The 16,930-nt window shown below is 69.9% G+C and carries 20 protein-coding genes; 11 read left to right on the top strand and 9 right to left on the bottom strand.

All coding sequences use genetic code 11. From position 1 onward, the window contains the following. Positions 1 to 138: 138 nt before the first annotated feature. Complete coding sequence (locus tag ACIBP6_RS30400; RefSeq protein WP_397057299.1) at positions 139 to 1,305, top strand: sensor histidine kinase; 1,167 nt, start codon at positions 139 to 141, stop codon at positions 1,303 to 1,305. Positions 1,306 to 1,321: 16 nt separating this feature from the next. Beyond that, complete coding sequence (locus tag ACIBP6_RS30395) at positions 1,322 to 1,963, top strand: response regulator (RefSeq protein WP_397057298.1); 642 nt, start codon at positions 1,322 to 1,324, stop codon at positions 1,961 to 1,963. Here the strand turns inward: ACIBP6_RS30395 and ACIBP6_RS30390 are convergent, their stop codons facing one another. Beyond that, on the bottom strand, positions 1,964 to 2,395 hold the full coding sequence (locus ACIBP6_RS30390; protein WP_132614873.1) for a VOC family protein: 432 nt from the start codon (positions 2,393 to 2,395) through the stop codon (positions 1,964 to 1,966). A gap of 30 nt (positions 2,396 to 2,425) precedes the next feature. Between ACIBP6_RS30390 and ACIBP6_RS30385 the strand changes: the two genes are divergently transcribed. The 4 genes from ACIBP6_RS30385 to ACIBP6_RS30370 all read left to right on the top strand — a co-directional run bounded on the left by ACIBP6_RS30385 (position 2,426) and on the right by ACIBP6_RS30370 (position 4,670). Beyond that, positions 2,426 to 3,223 carry an MBL fold metallo-hydrolase gene (locus tag ACIBP6_RS30385; protein ID WP_397057297.1) on the top strand — a complete coding sequence of 266 codons (798 nt, stop codon included), beginning with the start codon at positions 2,426 to 2,428 and terminating at the stop codon, positions 3,221 to 3,223. Between the two features lie 70 nt (positions 3,224 to 3,293). Next, entirely contained in the window at positions 3,294 to 3,866 is a 573-nt protein-coding gene (locus tag ACIBP6_RS30380) for a PadR family transcriptional regulator (protein ID WP_397057296.1), read from the top strand. A 109-nt stretch (positions 3,867 to 3,975) separates the two neighbouring features. Then, the gene (locus tag ACIBP6_RS30375; protein ID WP_397057295.1) at positions 3,976 to 4,353 is read left to right on the top strand and encodes an SgcJ/EcaC family oxidoreductase; all 378 of its coding nucleotides are present in this window, start codon (positions 3,976 to 3,978) and stop codon (positions 4,351 to 4,353) included. After that, positions 4,350 to 4,670, top strand: coding sequence for a hypothetical protein (locus ACIBP6_RS30370; protein WP_397057294.1), 321 nt, complete (start codon positions 4,350 to 4,352; stop codon positions 4,668 to 4,670). Before ACIBP6_RS30375 ends, ACIBP6_RS30370 begins: the two co-directional genes overlap by 4 nt. Positions 4,671 to 4,721: 51 nt before the next feature. Here ACIBP6_RS30370 and ACIBP6_RS30365 read toward each other — a convergent pair whose 3' ends face one another. Beyond that, positions 4,722 to 5,117, bottom strand: coding sequence for a hypothetical protein (locus ACIBP6_RS30365; protein ID WP_397057293.1), 396 nt, complete (start codon positions 5,115 to 5,117; stop codon positions 4,722 to 4,724). Positions 5,118 to 5,379: 262 nt separating this feature from the next. Between ACIBP6_RS30365 and ACIBP6_RS30360 the strand changes: the two genes are divergently transcribed. Together ACIBP6_RS30360 and ACIBP6_RS30355 are read left to right on the top strand one after the other, a co-directional pair. Then, complete coding sequence (locus ACIBP6_RS30360; protein ID WP_132614861.1) at positions 5,380 to 5,916, top strand: peptidylprolyl isomerase; 537 nt, start codon at positions 5,380 to 5,382, stop codon at positions 5,914 to 5,916. Between the two features lie 98 nt (positions 5,917 to 6,014). After that, complete coding sequence (locus ACIBP6_RS30355; RefSeq protein ID WP_397057292.1) at positions 6,015 to 6,884, top strand: rhomboid family intramembrane serine protease; 870 nt, start codon at positions 6,015 to 6,017, stop codon at positions 6,882 to 6,884. A 38-nt stretch (positions 6,885 to 6,922) separates the two neighbouring features. On the opposite strand, the gene ACIBP6_RS30350 is transcribed toward ACIBP6_RS30355, so the two are convergent. Beyond that, a complete protein-coding gene (locus ACIBP6_RS30350; RefSeq protein ID WP_132614857.1) occupies positions 6,923 to 7,168 on the bottom strand; it encodes a cell division protein CrgA in 246 nt (81 codons plus the stop codon). Positions 7,169 to 7,313: 145 nt separating this feature from the next. Here ACIBP6_RS30350 and ACIBP6_RS30345 point away from each other — a divergent pair, with 145 nt between their 5' ends. The 3 genes from ACIBP6_RS30345 to ACIBP6_RS30335 are packed head-to-tail and all read left to right on the top strand — an operon-like array spanning position 7,314 to position 8,666. Then, a complete protein-coding gene (locus tag ACIBP6_RS30345) occupies positions 7,314 to 7,937 on the top strand; it encodes a class E sortase (protein ID WP_397057291.1) in 624 nt (207 codons plus the stop codon). Position 7,938: 1 nt separating this feature from the next. Continuing rightward, on the top strand, positions 7,939 to 8,097 hold the full coding sequence (locus ACIBP6_RS30340) for a hypothetical protein (protein ID WP_397057290.1): 159 nt from the start codon (positions 7,939 to 7,941) through the stop codon (positions 8,095 to 8,097). Beyond that, positions 8,094 to 8,666, top strand: coding sequence for an anthranilate synthase component II (locus ACIBP6_RS30335; protein ID WP_397057289.1), 573 nt, complete (start codon positions 8,094 to 8,096; stop codon positions 8,664 to 8,666). The genes ACIBP6_RS30340 and ACIBP6_RS30335 overlap by 4 nt, the downstream gene beginning before the upstream one ends. Before the next feature lie 146 nt (positions 8,667 to 8,812). Here ACIBP6_RS30335 and pknB read toward each other — a convergent pair whose 3' ends face one another. From pknB to ACIBP6_RS30305, 6 genes are all read right to left on the bottom strand, one after another. Continuing rightward, positions 8,813 to 10,681 carry a Stk1 family PASTA domain-containing Ser/Thr kinase gene (gene pknB / locus ACIBP6_RS30330; protein WP_397057288.1) on the bottom strand — a complete coding sequence of 623 codons (1,869 nt, stop codon included), beginning with the start codon at positions 10,679 to 10,681 and terminating at the stop codon, positions 8,813 to 8,815. An 82-nt stretch (positions 10,682 to 10,763) separates the two neighbouring features. Beyond that, positions 10,764 to 12,266, bottom strand: coding sequence for a serine/threonine-protein kinase (locus ACIBP6_RS30325; protein ID WP_397057287.1), 1,503 nt, complete (start codon positions 12,264 to 12,266; stop codon positions 10,764 to 10,766). A gap of 21 nt (positions 12,267 to 12,287) precedes the next feature. Continuing rightward, positions 12,288 to 13,748 (bottom strand): peptidoglycan D,D-transpeptidase FtsI family protein, encoded by a 1,461-nt coding sequence (locus ACIBP6_RS30320; RefSeq protein WP_397057286.1) that lies wholly within the window; start codon positions 13,746 to 13,748, stop codon positions 12,288 to 12,290. Next, positions 13,745 to 15,142 carry an FtsW/RodA/SpoVE family cell cycle protein gene (locus tag ACIBP6_RS30315; RefSeq protein ID WP_397057285.1) on the bottom strand — a complete coding sequence of 466 codons (1,398 nt, stop codon included), beginning with the start codon at positions 15,140 to 15,142 and terminating at the stop codon, positions 13,745 to 13,747. The genes ACIBP6_RS30320 and ACIBP6_RS30315 overlap by 4 nt, the downstream gene beginning before the upstream one ends. Then, positions 15,143 to 16,453 carry a Stp1/IreP family PP2C-type Ser/Thr phosphatase gene (locus ACIBP6_RS30310; protein WP_397057284.1) on the bottom strand — a complete coding sequence of 437 codons (1,311 nt, stop codon included), beginning with the start codon at positions 16,451 to 16,453 and terminating at the stop codon, positions 15,143 to 15,145. After that, complete coding sequence (locus tag ACIBP6_RS30305) at positions 16,450 to 16,923, bottom strand: FHA domain-containing protein FhaB/FipA (RefSeq protein WP_132614841.1); 474 nt, start codon at positions 16,921 to 16,923, stop codon at positions 16,450 to 16,452. The genes ACIBP6_RS30310 and ACIBP6_RS30305 overlap by 4 nt, the downstream gene beginning before the upstream one ends. Between the last annotated feature and the right edge of the window lie 7 nt (positions 16,924 to 16,930).

Raw genomic sequence — 16,930 nt, 5'->3', positions numbered from 1 at the left:
GACAGAAGAGAGAGACCCGGCGGCACGAACCGACCGCTCGCGGGTGAATCCGACGACGTGCCCCCGGTACGGGGCTCACCGGGAAACCTCCACCTAGCACTACTGCCAGGCCCGACCGCCGGCGGATAGCGTCGCATCGTGCGCGACAGGACAGCGTTGGAAGCCCTGACCAGGCGCCCCCTACCGTTCCTCGGCTCGGCGTGGCCCTGGCGGAGTGCGGCGTACCTGCTGGCCAGCGTCGTGCCCGGGGTGGCCGCGGTGCTGACCGCCGCCGCCGCGGTGCGCGCCGGGCTCGTCGCCCTGCCGCTCGGCGTGCTCGCCGGCCTCGTGGTGCTGGCCCTGTCGATCCCGCTCGTCGCCCGCTTCGAACGGCTGCGCCTGCGCCTGGTGGACGGCGTGCCGGTGCCGCAAGCGCCCGACAGGCGCAGGCGCGAGGCCGGGCTGGCGGTCATGACCGTGCTCGCCATGTGGTGGATCGACCTGATCATGCTGGCGTTCACGGTCATCGGGCCGCTCCTGCTGATCCTCACCCCGGTCGTGCAGACCGACATCGTCGCGATCGTCAGCGTCGCTTCCTGCGTCGCGGGCGTGCTGCTGCTGCCGGTGGCCGGGTACACGATCACCGCGTGGGGCGGGGCGCGGGGGGCGATGGCGCGGGCGATGCTGGCGCCGCAGAGCTCCGAGCTGGCCGAGGTGCTGCGCTCGCGGGCGCGGCTGGTGGACGCGTTCGAGATGGAACGCCGCAGGATCGAGCGTGACCTGCACGACGGCGCCCAGCAGCGGCTGGTCTCGCTGTCGATGTCGCTCGGCATGGCCCGGCTGGACCTGCCGGAGGACACGCCCGTGGGACGGTTGGTCGGGCAGGCGCACGACGAGGCCAAGCAGGCGCTGGCCGAGCTGCGCGAGCTCATCAGGGGCGTGCACTCCCAGGTGCTCACCGACCGGGGCCTGGCCGCCGCGGTCCACGACGTGGCCGGACGCTCGCCCGTCCCCGTGGACGTGGACGTCGAGCTGCCCGGCCGGCTGCCCGCCCCGGTCGAGGTGACCGCGTACTACGTCGTCAGCGAGGCCCTCGCGAACGTCGCCAAGCACAGCCGGGCGACCCGCGCCGCCGTCACCGGCCGCGCCGAGCGCGGCACGCTGGTCGTCGAGGTACGCGACGACGGCGTCGGCGGCGCCGATCCGGGCAAGGGAACGGGGCTGACCGGGCTGGCCGACCGGCTGGCCGTGGTGGACGGGAGACTGTCCCTGTCGAGCCCGGCGGGCGGGCCGACCCGCGTCCGGATGGAGATCCCGTGCCCGTGACGAAGGAGGAGAGCCCGTGCGCGTGGTGATCGCCGAGGACGCCGTCCTGCTCCGGGAGGGCCTCGTCGGGCTGCTGGAGCGCTTCGGCCACACCGTCGTGGCCTCGGTCGGTGACGCGCCCGCCCTGGTCGAGGCCGTCGCCGAGCACCGGCCGGACGCCGTGGTGACCGACGTGCGCATGCCGCCCGGCTTCACCGACGAAGGGCTGCGGGCGGCTCTGGAGCTGCGCGAACGCCACCCCGACCTGGCGGTGCTCGTCCTCAGCCAGTACGTCGAGCAGACGTACGCCGCCGAGCTGCTGGAGTCGGGCGCCGGCGCGGGCATCGGCTACCTGCTGAAAGACCGCATCGGCGACGTACGCGAGTTCGTCGAGGCCCTCGACCGTGTGGCCGCCAGCGGCACGGTCGTCGACCCCGAGGTGGTGCGGCAGCTCCTGCGCCGCCGGCGCGACCCGCTGGCCCGGCTCACCCCGCGCGAGCAGGAGGTGCTCGGCCTGATCGCCGAGGGCCGGTCGAACGCCTCGATCGCCAAGGAGCTCTACGTCACCGACGCGGCCGTGGCCAAGCACATCGCCAACATCTTCACGAAGCTCGATCTGCCGCCCGCGGCCGACGGGCATCGCAGGGTGCTGGCGGTGCTGGCGTACCTGCGGGGCTGATCAGGACAGGCAGAACTCGTTGCCCTCGGGGTCGGCGAGGGTGACCCACCAGTTGGGCCCCTGGCGACCCCGGTGCAGCTCCTTCGCGCCCTTGGCGGTCAGCCGCGCGACCTCGTCGTCGATCTTGCCCGCGCCGACCCGGATGTCGAGGTGTACGCGGTTCTTGACCTGCTTGGGCTCGGGCACGAGCTGGAACAGCACGCGCGGAGCGCGTTCGAGGCCGTCGGGGTGCCGGATGGCCGCGCCCGACTTCCACACCAGCGCGCCGTTGTGCACGGTCGTGTCGTCGTCACCGGCGTAACCCTTCTCGATCATCTCCCGGATGAGCGCCTCATCCTGTGGCTCCACACGCCAGCCGAGCGCGTCGGCCCACCAGTCGGCCAGCGGATGAGGGTCACCGGTGTCGATGACGACCTGGAAGTCATATGCCATAGACCGATCCTAAAAGTATGGTTCGTTAGCATGTACGACGCGTGGCACGAGGTCGGCGACCGGGTCTACGTCCGACGGCATCGGTCGTTCGACATGAACACGGGGCTGGTCGTCGGCGACGACGGACACTGCCTGGTGATCGACACCCGCAGCTCGCACCGGGAGGCGGCCGACCTCATCGAGGCGGTCAGGACCATCACCCCCGGCCCATGGACGGTCGTCAACAGCCACGCCCACTTCGACCACTGCTTCGGCAACGCGCTCTTCCGCCCCGCCGAGATCTGGGGCCACGTCCGGTGCGCCGAGGAGCTGGAGTCGCACGGCGAGCAGCAGCGCGCCAACATGATCGAATACCGCCCCGAGCGGCGTGAGGAGCTGGAAGAGGTCGCCATCGTGCCGCCCGACCAGACGTTCGCGGTCACGGCGAGCCTCGACATCGGCGGCCGGATGGTCCACCTGCGCCACTTCGGGCTCGGGCACAGCAGCAACGACGTGGTCGTGCACGTGCCGGACGCGGGCGTGGTGTTCGCCGGTGACCTGGTGGAGGAGGGGGCGCCGCCGGCGTTCGCCGACTCCTACCCGCTGGACTGGCCGGCCACCCTCGCGGCGATGCTGGCCGAGATGCCGGAGGACGTGATCGTGCCGGGCCACGGCGCGGTCGTGGACCGGGCGTACGCGTGGGCGCAGCACGACGAGCTGGCCCTGGTCGCCGACCTGGCCAAACGCGCCCACGTCGAGGGCCTGCGCGACCTGATCGGCCGGTTCCCGTACGCGGAGGACGTCTCCCAGCAGGCCATCGTCCGGGCCTTCCGCCAGCTCGACGCCTGACCACCGCCGAACCCTCGACAGGGGCGGCGCATCCTCATATAGTGCGTTTTGCAATATAGAAGGAGGCGCTATGGCGAGACGCCACGACCTGGTCGGCCTGACCGTGCTGGCCCTGCTCAGCGTCCGCGCCAGCCACCCCTACGAGCTGCACCGTTTCATCCTCGACACGCACAAGGACTACATCACCGGCCTGCCGCGCAGCCTCTACCACGCGGTCGAACGCCTGGCAGGGGACGAGCTGATCGCCCCCGCCGGCACCGGCCGCGAGGGTCGCAGGCCCGAGCGCACGGTCTACGAGATCACCGACGAGGGCCGCGCGGAGCTGCGCGCCCGGCTGCGGCAGCTGCTGGAGAATCCGGACCCCGACCGGCGCGTGTTCGTGGCGGCGGTCTCGCTCATCGGCTGCCTGCCGCTGCCCGAGGCGCAGCGCGCCCTGCGCGCCCGCGCGGCCACGATCGAAGGGCTCGTGGCCGGGATGGAGGCCCACATGCGCGCCCTCGCCGACGAGGGCCTGCCGGCGATCCTCACGCTGGAGGTCGAGGCCGAACGGGCGCTCTACACGGCCGAGCTCGACTGGATCAGAGGGGTGCTCGACCGCCTCGACAAGGGAGAGCTCGACTGGGAGGTCACGGTCGAGATGTGAAAGGCCGCCGGGGTGCGCCAACACCCCGGCGGCCGCAATCGAACAAGGCGCCTGCCCTGCCCGAACTCGCCTTCACAGGATAGGCGCCGCGACGAAAGGAACGCCGCGCATGTCCGCTGAGATCGTCCGCCTGCTGGAGCGGATGACGGAGACCTGGAACGCCGGCGACGCCGCCGGTTACGCCGGGCTGTTCACCGAGGACGCCGACTACATCACGTTCTTCGGCCTGCACCTGAAGGGCAGGCAGGCCATCGAGGACGCCCACCGTCAGCTGTTCAGGACACCGATCAAGCTGGCGGAGGGCGGCGCGCAACCGCGGATCAGGCCGTTGGCGGCCGACGTCGCCCTGGTGGTCACCGGCGGCGGCTCCTCCGTGGACGGCGTCCCCGACCCGAGCCGCGCCTCCGTGATCACCCTCACCGCCGTACGCGCCCCGGACGGCTGGCGCTTCGCCTCGTTCCAGAACACCCGGGTGAGCCGGCCATGAAACTGATCACGGAGGTCACGGGGGTCGTCACGGCGCCCGTCGAGCAGGTCTGGCGCGCCCTGGTGAACGGCAATCCGGGCTGGACGGTCGCCGGCGACCACACCATCGCCTACCAGGGCGGCTGGTGGTACCGGGGCGAATGGTCGGTCGAGCCCGACCCCGAGGGCACGCGCGTGGTGCACCGCGTCTACGACGTGGCCCGGTGGATGCGCTGGGGCGTCCCGCTCGCCAACCGCTTCTTCATCGGCTTCGCCGACCGTACGCGCGCGGCGTTCGAGGAGGGACTGACCCGCATCGAGAGGGACGTACGCGCCTGAGGACAACGAAGCGCGCCCCCGGTCCGTCGGGGGCGCGCTTCCCAGGCGAAATCACGACATCTTACGAGATGTCTCCTCCGCCTTGGGTGACACGTTGGTCGCCATCCGGTCCGTGGACTCCGTTGTCTGGCCGGTCTTCTCATTGACCCAGCGCGACGCATCAGAGGCGGAGTCCTTCATGTGCTCGGTCCACTGCTGGGCGTTACGGCGGTAGAACATGTAGCCCATCGTCCCGACCGCGAGGCCGGTCAGCAGAGCGAACATCGGCCATCGCCGTGACCGTGCGGGGGTGGGATCGATCCTCCTGGCCGCGTCCGTCAGCATGGTGCTGACCTTCGGCGCGACCTGGTGCTCGAACCCGTAAGCCGCGGACTCCAGCCGCGGCGCGGCCCAGTATCGGGCGTCTTCCAAGCGCTGGGCGGCGGCCGTTCTGGCCTGGTCCGCCATGGGCGCCATTCGATGGCCGGTCTGGACGGCCCGGGTCTTCATGCGACCCATCCACGTGGCCGGAACCTCGATGACCACGCGGCCTCTTCTTTGTGTCAGGGACACGACAACCTCCCCTGTCGTTGGGGCCCCGAGCCTGACCTTCCCTGGACAAGGCGGCTCAATCATGGCGACTCATGGGAGGATGGCCGGGTAGGCCAGAGCGCCATAGTCCTCAAAACACCATATTTCAACCCTGTATATAGAGGGGGGCAGCTGTCTCGTGGCTGAGAAGCTGATCGCAAACCTGCAGACCAATCACGGCACGATCAAGGTCGAGCTCTTTCCCACCAAGGCGCCGAAGACCGTGCGCAACTTCGTCGAACTGGCGGAGGGCACGCGCGAGTGGACGCACCCGGGCACCGGCGAGAAGAGCTCCGGCCGCTACTACGACGGGACGATCTTCCACCGCGTCATCCCCGGCTTCATGATCCAGGGCGGTGACCCGCTCGGCCAGGGCATCGGCGGCCCGGGGTACGAGTTCGACGACGAGATTCACCCCGAGCTCTGGTTCAACCGGCCCTACCTGCTGGCCATGGCCAACGCCGGCATCCGCTTCGGCAAGGGCACCAACGGCTCGCAGTTCTTCATCACGGTCACGCCCACGCCCCACCTCAACGGCAAGCACACCATCTTCGGTGAGGTGGTCGAGGGCCAGGACGTCGTCGACACGATCGCGAAGACGCGCACCGACGGCCGCGACCGCCCGATGGAGGACGTCGTCATCGAGTCGGTCACCATCGACCGCGTCCAGGGCTGACACGCCCCTTCCGGCTCGCCGCGCCCCTGCGCCAGGGGCGTGGCGGGCCGGCGCGCGCGGAACACGCAGCACGCCCCCGTACGCCATAGGCTTCGGTCATGACCAGCCAGCCGCCGAGCCCGCCCCCACAGCCCGAGCAGCCCGCTGAGGCGACGCCGACCTGCTTCCGCCACCCCGACAGGGAGACCTGGGTCCGCTGCCAGCGGTGCGAGCGGCCCATCTGCCCCGACTGCATGCGCGACGCCGCGGTCGGCTTCCAGTGCCCCGAGTGCGTGGCCGAGGGCAACCGCGGCCTGCGCCAGGCCAGGTCCACCTTCGGCGGCAATGTCGTCCGCACGCCCTACGTGACGTACGCCATCCTGGTCATCAACGTGCTGGTCTTCGGCGCGCAATACCTGACGGGCGACCAGGTCAGCGCCGAGCTCGCGATGTGGCCGGCCGGCGTGGCCGCGCTCGACCAGTACTACCGGCTGATCTCCGCCGCGTTCGTGCACGGCGGGGTCTTCCACATCCTGTTCAACTCCTGGGCCCTCTACGTCGTCGGCCCCTACCTCGAACGCGCCTTCGGCCACGTCCGCTACGTGGCCCTCTACCTGATCAGCGCGCTCGGCGGCTCGGTGCTCGGCCTCTGGCTCGATCCGATCACCCAGCCCTCGGTGGGCGCGTCCGGCGCCATCTTCGGCCTGTTCGGCGCGATCTTCGTGGTCGGCCGACGACTCAACCTCGACGTACGCGGCATCGCCGTGCTCATCGTGATCAACCTGGTGATCACCTTCCTCGTGCCCGGCATCAGCTGGACCGGCCACATCGGCGGCCTGGTCGTCGGAGCCGGGCTCGCCGCAGCGCTCGCCTACGCGCCCAAGGCCAACAGGGCCCTGTGGCAGACGCTGGCGATCGCTGGAGCGCTGGCCCTTCTGGTGGTGCTCGTCCTGGTCCGCGTCCCAGCGATTCTCAGCATGCTGAGCTGAGCTTCTTCCCCAGCCTGTGGAAAAGACTGTGGAAAGAACTAACGCCAGCGGGTGGAAAGCACCACACCGAAGATGATGAAAACAAACCCGATGAGCAGGTTCCAGTTCTGGAGGTCGCCGAGGAGGGGCGCCTGCGGGGCGACATAGTAGATCGAAATCCACAGGATGCCGATGATCCACGACACGACCATCGTGGGGGCGAGCCAGCGCGGGCTGACCTTGACCTGCTGCGACTTCGCCGGCGGGGTGTAGACCGGCTTCTTGCGAACCTTGGACTTGGGCACTGGGTAACTCCTGCTGAGGGCCTGGGCATCCGGATCGTCCACAGGCTCTTCGTTAAGCGTAATTCAAGCGTGGCCCAGGATAGTCGCCACGCGCATGACATGGCGATCCCCGGGTGGCCGCGTACTGCCCGCATACCCTGATCGAATGCGGGTCATGCTGCGGGCCGTGGGGGAGACGAGCATCACCGCGGGCCTGATCCTGATGCTGTTCTGCGCCTACCTGCTCTGGGGCACCGGGTCCTACACCCGGAGCCAGCAGCTGCTGCTGCAGCGGGAGCTGGCGGAGAAGAGGGCGGCCGCCGAGGCCGGGCGCCTGGACCGGATCGAGCTCGGCTCGGCCGTCGCCCTGCTGCGCATCCCCAAGCTGGGCCACGACTACGAGTACGCCGTGGTCGAGGGCGTCGGCACCGAGCAGCTCAAGAAGGGCCCCGGCCACCACCCCGACACCGCCCTGCCCGGCCGGATCGGCAACTTCGTCCTGTCGGGCCACCGCACCACGTACGCGGCGCCGTTCAACGAGATCGACGAGCTCGAACGCGACGACGAGATCATCATCGAGGCCCGCGAGGCCCGCTACACCTACCGCGTGACCTCCCAGGACGTCGTGACCCCCGACGAGGTCGAGGTGCTCGCCCCCGTGCCCGGCAAGCCGGACATCCACCCCATCCGCGCCTTCATCACGTTGCTGACCTGCCACCCCGAGTACTCCGCCGCCGAACGCCTGCTCGTCTACGGCGTGCTCAAGGAGACCGAACCGCGCAAGGAGTGACATGTATCTCTGGATCTGGCGCAAGCTGCCCGGCCGCCCGCCCACCAGGATCCTCATGGCCGCCGTGCTGGTCGCCGCCGTGGGGGCCGTACTGTGGTACGTGGTGTTCCCGCTCCTGGAGCCCGCGGTGACGCTCGACGAGGTGACCCTACGCACATGACCCGCGTGCTGGTCGTGGACAACCACGACAGCTTCGTCCACACGATCGTCCAGTACCTGCGCGAGCTGGGCGCCGACTGCGACGTGCGCCCGCGCGACGACGTGCGCGTGAGCGACGCCGACGGCTTCGACGGCGTCCTCGTCAGCCCCGGCCCCGGCACTCCCGAGGCGGCCGGTGTGAGCGTCCCCCTCGTCCACCACGCCGCCGCGACCGGCCTGCCGCTGCTCGGCGTCTGCCTGGGCCACCAGGCCATCGCCGTCGCGTACGGCGCCACCGTCTCCCGCGCGCCCGAGCTCTTCCACGGGCAGACGAGCGCCGTCGACCACGACGGCAAGGGCGTCTTCGAAGGCCTGCCCTCGCCCGTGCGGATGACCCGCTACCACTCACTGGCCGTACGGCCCGAGACGGTGCCCGACGTGCTGGAGGTGACCGCCCGCACCGGCGACGGCGTGGTCATGGGCCTGCGGCACCGCCTGGCCCCCGTCGAGGGCGTCCAGTTCCACCCCGAGTCGGTCCTGTCCGAACACGGACACTGGTTGCTCGGAAATTGGCTGCGACGAATCCTGTAACAAACCTCCCCCCGCGAGCGACGTACAAGTGAGCGTCCCCGCCGTTGCCCCCGAGCGGCGGGGGCGTTCTCTCATTCGCCGGCACGAAAAGGGCCGCCCACCCCCTCACGGGGACGGGCGGCCCTTTCGTGCCGGTCAGCGGGTCATCAGAAGCCGTCGCCGATCGGGTTGTCGTCGCTCGGCGGCGTCTCCTCCTCGTCCGGCGGGAAGTCCGGCTGCTGGTCGTCCGGCGGGAAGTCGGGCTCCCCTTCCGTCGGGAAGTCGCTCGTGGGCGGCGGCGCGGTGTCCTCGGGGCCGGTGGACACCACGATGGTGATCGTCGTGCCGGGCTGCTGCGTAGTGCCCTCGGGCGGGTTCTGCTGGATGACCGTGCCCTCGGGCTGGTCGCTCGGCTGCGGCGACACCCGCGTCTTGAAGCCCGCGCCCTTGATCTGGCTGGTGGCGTCCTCGACGGTGAGCCCGACGACGCTCGGCACCTCGCTCAGCTGCTTCGGCACGAAGAGGGTGACCGTGCCGCCCTCCTCGATCTCCTCGCCGGCCTTCGGGTCGGTGGCGATGACCGTGCCCTGGGTCTTGGACGACGTGCGCGTCTTGACCGTGCCCTGCAGGCCCGCCTCCTCCAGCTGGGCCATCGCGTCGGCCTGTGGCATGCCGACGAGCCCGTCGGGCACCTCGACCTTCTTGGGGCCGCTGGAGACCACGAGCTTGACCGGATCGCCCTTGGCGACCTTGGTGTTCGCGGCCGGGTCGGTCCGGATGACGATGCCCTTCTCGACCTCGGAGCTCGCCTCCTGCACCACCTGGACGTTGAGGCCGAGGTTCTTCAGCTGCTCCTCGGCGAAGGCGCGCTCCTGCGTCTCGAGCTGCGGGATCGTCACCGCCGTGTCGACGGGGGTGTCCTTGTTGCCGAACACCAGGTAACCGGCCGTGATGAAGCCACCGATGATCAGCAGCGGGATGATGATCCACAGCGCGGTCTTGACGGCGTTGCCGCCACCGCCGCCGGACGCCCGCCGCCGGCCGCCGCGCCCGCCGCCCTCGTCGTACTCGTACGGCGGGACCGCGGTGGTGCGCTGCGTGGCCGGGCCCGTGGGCATCGGGATCTGCGCCGCGTTCATCGTGCGCGTGCCCTGGCCGTAGTTGCCCGTCATCGCCATCGTCTGGGCGTCGACCGGCATGCCGGACATCGCCCGCTGGATGTCGGCGCGCATCTCGCCCGCGTTCTGGTAGCGATGCGCCGGATCCTTGGCCATGGCCTTGAGCACGATGGCGTCGGCCCACGCCGGGATCTCGGGGTCGATCTGGGACGGCGGGATCGGCTCCTCGCGGACGTGCTGGTAGGCGATCGCGACCGGGGAGTCGCCGGTGAACGGCGGCTGGCCGGTCAGCAGCTCGTACAGGACGCAGCCGGTGGAGTAGATGTCGCTGCGCGCGTCGACCCGCTCGCCGCGCGCCTGCTCCGGCGAGAGGTACTGGGCGGTCCCTATCACCTGCGCGGTCTGCGTCATCGTGGCCGCGGAGTCGGCCATCGCGCGCGCGATGCCGAAGTCCATCACCTTGACGTCGCCCGCACGCGTGATCATCACGTTGGCCGGCTTGATGTCACGGTGCACGATGCCACCGCGGTGGCTGTAGTCGAGCGCCCGCAGAATGCCGTCGACCAGCTCCACCGCACGCTCGGGCAACAGCCGCCGATCCTGGCGCAGCAGGTCGCGCAGCGTCCGGCCGTCGACGTACTCCATCACGATGTACGGCACGGGGGTGCCGTCGGTGACGTCCTCACCGGTGTCGTAGACCGCGACCACGGCCGGGTGGTTCAGGGAGGCGGCGGACTGCGCCTCACGGCGGAACCGGGCCTGGAAGGTGTGGTCGCGCGCCAGGTCGGAGCGGAGGGTTTTGATCGCGACTATGCGGTCCAGCCGGATGTCTCGGGCGCGATACACCTCGGCCATGCCGCCGCGCCCGACGACACCGTCGAGCTCGTAACGACCTCCGAGTAGCCGAGGCTGAGTCATTTCCTGCACTGTCCCTTACCGTTCATCTTGGGTACCGGCCGCGCGGGGGGCCGCCGGTGTCCATCATCGACCCCATGGCGCATCACGTCTCCTCCTTGGGCGGGTTTGTGTCACCCGGGTCCGGCGAGGCGGTAGGTGTCGGAGTTGTCGGTGTCGTCGTGGGCGTAGGGGTCGGAGTGGGTGTAGGGGTCCGGGTGGGCGGCGCCGGCGTTGGCGTCGGCTTCTTGGTGGGAGTTGCCGACTTGCTTACCGTAGCCGAACGCGAGGGTATAGGCTTCGGCGACTTCACCGGAACCACCGCGGGGCGCCGAGTCCGTGCCCTGGTCTTCGTCGGCCGCACCTGATCGGGCGTCCGCACCACCTTCGACTCCGACGGCTCCGCCACTTCGGGCGGCCTGGGCGGCGGCTGCGGGTTCGCGAAGGTGATGGCCGACAGCCCCACCGCCGCCGCACAGCCCGCCGTGGCCACCAGCGCGAGGGTCCTCGCGCCCCTGCGACGCCGGCCGCCCGCCTGTCGGTGCAGCGTGGTGGCCGGTTCGAGGTTGTCGGTCTCCTGCTCGTCGCGGAGGTCGGGCTCGCGAACCCGGAAATTCCCGGAATCGGGCTCGCGCCCCAGGAATCCCCCGGGGCCGGGCTCGTGCCGCAGAACCCCGCCGGGGCCGGGCTCGCGTCCCAGAAATCCTCCGGGGTCGGGCTCGCGCCCCAGAACCCCGCCGGGGTCGGGCTCTCGGACCCGGAAGCCGCCGGGGTCGGTGAACATGCTGAGGTCGGCGCCCCGTTCGGCCAGGGACTCCCGCAACACGTACGCCCTGTCGGCCACGGCGAGCGCCGTGGGCGGGCGCTGCCCCGGCTCCTTGGCCAGCAGCGCCAGCACGAGCTCGCGCACCGGCCCCGGCACGTCGACGCCCAGAGGCGGCGGCGGCTCGTTGAGGTGCTGCAGTGCGATCGCCACCTGGTTGTCGCCCTGGAACGGCGCCCGGCCCGACAGGCACTCGTACGCCACCACGCCCAGCGAATAGAGGTCGGTGGCGGGGGTGAGCGTAAACCCCTGGGCCTGTTCGGGGCTGACGTACTGCGCGGTGCCGAGGACGGTGCCGGTCTGCGTCACCGGCGCCGCCTCCAAGGCCCGCGCGATGCCGAAGTCGGTCACCTTGATGACGCCGTCGGGCGTCACCAGCAGGTTGCCCGGCTTGATGTCGCGGTGGATGATGCCGGCCGAGTGAGCGGCGTCCAGCGCCTTGGCCGTCTGGTGCACCACGTCGAGCGCCACCTCGGCCCCCAGGGCGCCGTTGCGCGCCAGGATGGCCGACAGCGGCTCGCCGTGCACGAGCTCCATGACGAGGAAGGCGAGGTCTCTCTCCTCGCCGTAGTCGAAGATCTGCGCCACCCCGGGGTCGGCCAGCGCCGCGGTGATGCGCGCCTCGTTGCGGAACCGCTCCAGGAACGTGGGGTCGGCGTGGATGTGGCTGCGCAGGATCTTCACCGCCACCTCGCGCCCGAGCAGCTCGTCCCGGGCGCGCCACACCTCTCCCATACCGCCGGCGGCGATGCGGGAGATCAGAAGGTAGCGGTTACGAAGCCGCATGACCCGGCAGGTTACCTTCACTCACTTGTTCAGCACCGCCTCCATCACGGCCTTCGCGATCGGCGCGGCGGTGTGACCGCCGGTCGCCTCCGCGCCGACGTTGGCCGCACCGGACTCGACGATGACCGCGATGGCCACCTGCGGGTCGTTCGCGGGCGCGAAGGAGATGAACCAGGCGTGCGGAGGCTGTCCGTTGCTGGTCTCCGCGGTGCCCGTCTTGCCCGCTACTTGGACGCCTGGGATCTGCGCCAGGTTGGCAGTGCCGTTGGCGACGACGCTCACCATCATGTCGCGCAGCTTGCCGGCCGTCTCGGAGCTGACGGCCTCCGACAGCTCCTCGGGGTCGGCCTCGTCGATCGTGTCGCCCTTGGCGTCAGTGATCTTGTTGACGAGGTACGGCTTCATCACCGTGCCGTCGTTGGCGATGCCCGCGGCAATCATGGCCATCTGCAGCGGCGTCATGCGGTTGTCGCGCTGGCCGATGGAGGCCATGGCCAGGGCGGCGTCGTCGTAGTCGGCGCCGAAGTCGCTCTGCGCCACCGACATCGGCACGCCGATCTGCGTGCCCATGCCGAACTTCTCGGTCTGCTCCTTCAGCGCGTCGAAGCCGACCTGCATGCCGATCTTGCCGAACGGCGTGTTGCAGGACTGCTCAAGCGCGTACACCAGCGTCACCCGGCCGCTGCCGCAGGCCGAGCCGCCGTAGTTGGGCAGGCTGATGGTGGTGTTGGGCAGCGGCAGGTTCTGTGGCGCGTCCACGTTGGTCTGCGGCCCGCGCGAGGAGTCCTCCTCCAGGAACGCCGCCGTCGTCACCACCTTGAACGTCGACCCCGGCGGGTACGTCTGCCCGATCGCCCGGTTGAGCAGCGGCTGACTCTTGTCCTGCGCCAACTCGTCGTAGCGCGAGAAGACCTCGCTCTTGTTGGTCCCGGACAGCTCGGTCGGGTCGTACGTCGGCAGCGAGACCATCGCGCGGATCGCGCCGTTCCTCGGGTCGAGCGCCAGCACCGCGCCCCGCTTGCCGCTCGCGCGCAGCGCGTCGTAGGCGGCCTTCTGCGCCCGCGGGTCGATCGTGAGCTCGACGTTGGCGCCCTTGGTCGGCTCGCCGGTGAACAGGTCGATGCTCCGCCGCAGCAGCAGGTCGGCGCTGGAGCCGTCGAGCAGGTCGTTCTCGGACGCCTCGATCGCGCTCGCGCTCTCGGGCGAGAAGAACCCGGTGACGTGGGCGTAGAGCTTGGCGTCGGGGTACTGCCTGACGAACCTGAAGTTCGTGCTGTCGGTCTCGACCGACTGCGCGATCACCTTCCCGCCCGCCGTGATGCGGCCGCGCTCGATGGAGTAACGCTCGAAGAAGTTGCGGGTGTTACGCGCGTCCGTCCGCAGATCCTCCGCCTGCACCGCCTGCTTGATGTTCACGTTGACCATCAGCAGCGCGAACATGGCCAGGCAGGCCACGGCTATGCGCTTCAGAGTGCGATTCATCGCTGGAACACCTGTGTCAGTCCTTCGTTCTGGATCGCTTGGGGCGGGGGACGCCTGGCCGCGTCTGACATGCGTACCAAGAGTGCGATAAGGATCCAGTTAGCCAGCAACGCCGAGCCGCCCTGCGACATGAACGGCGTGACCAGGCCGGTCAGCGGAATGAGGTTCGTCACGCCGCCGACGATGATGAAGACCTGCCAGGCCAGGATGAACGACAGGCCGCCCGCCAGCAGCTTGGAGAACGGGTCGCGGGCCGCGAGCGCGGTGCGCAGGCCGCGCTCGACGATCAGCGCGTAGACCATCAGCAGCGCCATCAGCCCGGTCAGCCCGAGCTCCTCGCCGATCGCGCTGAAGATGAAGTCGGAGAACGCCAGCGGGACCAGCTCGGGGTGCCCTTGGCCGAGCCCCGTGCCGAGGATGCCGCCGGAACCCAGGGCGAACAGCCCCTGCATCAGCTGGGCGCTGCCGCCGAACTCGCGGTCGAACAGCGCGGGATCCTCGGGGTTGAGGTAGACCTCGAAGCGCTGGTAGACGTGGTCGAAGACCATGCCGGCCAGGATCGCGCCGCCCACGAAGAGCAGGACGCCGATGATGACCCACGAGCTGCGCTGGGTCGCGATGTAGAGCATCGCGATGAACGTGCCGAAGAGCAGCAGCGAGGAGCCCAGGTCCTTCTGCATCACCAGGACGCCGAGGCTGACGCCCCAGATGATGAGCACCGGGCCGAGGTCACGGGCCCGCGGCAGGTCGATGAAGAGCAGCCGGCGGCTGGCGAGTGCGAGCACGTCGCGCTTGGCCACGAGGTAGCCGGCGAAGAAGACGACCAGCGCCAGCTTGGCGAACTCGGCCGGCTGGATCTGGGCCGCCGGCACGCCAGGGACACCGACCCAGATGCGGGCGCCGTTGAGCTCCCGGCCGATGAACGGGATCAACGGCGAGACCAGCAGGAACAGCCCCACCGCGCCGGCGGTGTAGGTCAGCCGCTGCAGGGCGCGGTGGTCGCGCAGGAAGATCAGCGTGAGGCTGAACAGCACGATGCCGACGAGTGTCCACATCAGCTGGTTGGTGGGAGAGGACAGTCTGCCGGTCCCGGAGTCGGACTCCGACAGCCGGTAGATCATCACCAGGCCGAGCCCGTTGACCACCGTCACCAGCGGCAGGATCAGCGGATCCGCCCACGGGGCGAACTTCGCCAGCACGAGGTAGGCGGCCAGCATCAGCCCGCCCAGGCTCAGCCCGTACGTCAGCATGCCCGACGGGATCTGGCCGTCGATCGCCAGCCCCACGTTGGCGTAGGCGCCCATGACGATGGCCACCGCGAGCGCGAGCATGAGCAGCTGGGCCCCGCGCCGCTTGGCCGGCATCGGGACGGGGGAGACAGCGACTTCGCTCATCTACTGCTGCTGTTTCGTCTTCGTGGCGGAAGCGGACGCCGAGGGCGTCGGTGACGCGTCCGGCTCCGCGGCGGTCTCTGCTTCGTCGGGCTCATCCTGGAACTTCAAGCTGTTGATCCTTGTCAGCCCTTCGTCGACGGTGGTGACGGGGATGCCGCTCCTGATCAGCGCCTGGTCCGCCTCCGACAGCTGGGAGAGCTGCCTGCCCGTGGGCTCGGAGACCTCGAAGAGCTGGAACGGCCCCACCTCCTTCTTGATCCCCTGGAACACGACCACTTCGTCGCCCCTAGCACCGACGAAGAACTGGTCCTGCGTCCACTGGTATCCAAAGTAACCGCCGGCGCCGATGCCGACGATGCCGATTCCGAGCACGGTGACCAGGACGGGCCACAGGCGACGACGCTTGACCGGCCGCCGGGACGTCTTGGCGACCGGCTCGTCCAGGTCATCGTCGTCGTCGGTGAGCACCGGCTGGGGTGCGGTCACCGCGCTCGCTCGCCCCGGCTGGGTCTCCTGCGGGTTTCCGTGCAGCCGGGTCATGCCCGCGGCGCCGACGACGGCGGCCTCGGCGGGCACCTGCTGCTCATCACTGATCTCCAGGACGTCGGCCAGCACGCAGGTGATGTTGTCGGGACCGCCACCTCGGTTCGCCAGGTCGATGAGCTGGCGGACCACCTCTTCCGGATCGTCGATGTTGGTCAGCGTGGCGTGCAGCGTCTCCGCGCTCACCACGCCCGACAATCCGTCGGAGCACAGCAGGTAGCGGTCGCCCACCTGCGCCTCGCGCAGCGTCAGGTCGGGATCGACCTCACCGCTGCCGTCGAGCGCGCGCAGCAGGATCGAACGCTGCGGATGCGTGGCGGCTTCTTCCGGCGTGATGCGCCCGTCGTCGACGAGCTGCTGCACCAGCGTGTGGTCATGGGTGATCTGGTAGAGCTCCCCGCGCCTGAGCAGGTAGGCGCGCGAGTCGCCGACGTGCACCAGGGCGACCTGGGTGCCGTTCCAGAGCATGGCCGTGAGAGTCGTGCCCATGCCTTTGAGGCTGGGATCCCGCCCCACCATCTCGTGCAGCCTGCGGTTGGCGTCGCGTACCGCTGCCTCGATGGTGTTGAGCAGGTCACCACCCTGTAGGGCCTCATCGAGAGAGGCCATGGCGGCGATGGCGACAGAGCTCGCCACCTCGCCGTGTGCGTGCCCGCCCATGCCGTCGGCGACGGCGAGCAGGCGGCCGCTGGCGTACGCCGAGTCCTCGTTTCCTTCGCGGAGGAGGCCGACGTCCGAGCGGGCGGCGTAGCGGAGTGCGATGGTCATTTGCGCAATTCAATGACTGTCTTGCCGACGCGGATCGGAACACCGAGCGGCACCGGGGTCGGGCGGGTGACTTTCGAGCGGTCGAGATACGTGCCGTTGGTCGAACCGAGATCTTCCACGATCCACTGACCGTCCTGGGGAAAGAGCCGGGCATGCCGGCTGGAAGCGTAGTCGTCCGTGACTACCAGCGTGGCGTCGTTGGCCCGGCCTATGGTGATGGGCTGCTCCGTGAGGTTAATGGTGGTGCCCTGCAGAGGGCCACCGGTAACGATGAGCTGGCGTGGCTCGCCCTTCTTGCTCTTGGGCTTGGCCACGGGTTTGGCGGGTTTCCCCGTTTTGCGGGCACCCGCCGCGGGAGCCGTGCGTGAGCCGAACAAGTCAGTCCGGATCACGCCGACTGCGGCAATGACGAAAAACCACAGCACCGCCAGGAAAGCGAGCCGGATCAGCAGCAGCGTGAGCTCGGACATGGACCGT

Origin of the sequence: Nonomuraea terrae (assembly GCF_044465245.1) — a bacterium.
In the GTDB taxonomy this organism is placed as follows: domain Bacteria; phylum Actinomycetota; class Actinomycetes; order Streptosporangiales; family Streptosporangiaceae; genus Nonomuraea; species Nonomuraea terrae.
Note: the sequence above shows the minus strand (reverse complement) of the source record. Positions and strands in the feature narration are given on the sequence as shown.